The organism is Paenibacillus sp. GbtcB18 (assembly GCF_019091125.1).
Classification (GTDB): domain Bacteria; phylum Bacillota; class Bacilli; order Paenibacillales; family NBRC-103111; genus Paenibacillus_F; species Paenibacillus_F chitinolyticus.
This window is the reverse complement of sequence record NZ_JAGXJX010000775.1, coordinates 1-241: the sequence shown is the minus strand read 5'-3', so window position 1 is coordinate 241 and position 241 is coordinate 1. Positions and strand designations below refer to the sequence as shown.

Annotated in this window: 1 pseudogene; it reads right to left on the bottom strand. The window is 33.6% G+C overall.

Annotated elements, in window-relative coordinates:
* A pseudogene (locus KVT34_RS30990) lies at window positions 1-241 on the bottom strand (hypothetical protein); the annotation flags it as partial.

Sequence of the window (241 nt, the reverse complement as noted above, 5' to 3'; positions counted from 1 at the left end):
AACGATTCCTTCAGCCTTTTTATCAACTGTAACGGTTTGCTCAATCCACTGATTTTTTGGCAATTCTCCTCCTAAAATATTTTGATTTGAAGTTGTATTTAATTGTTCTATATATTCATTTGAACTAGTGCTGGATGCTACTAAAGCTGGTACGGCTACATTTGCTGTACGTAAATATGGTTCAATTCGAGAGAAAACAGCAGATCCTTTTCGTATATTATCATGATCAAATTTGGAATCT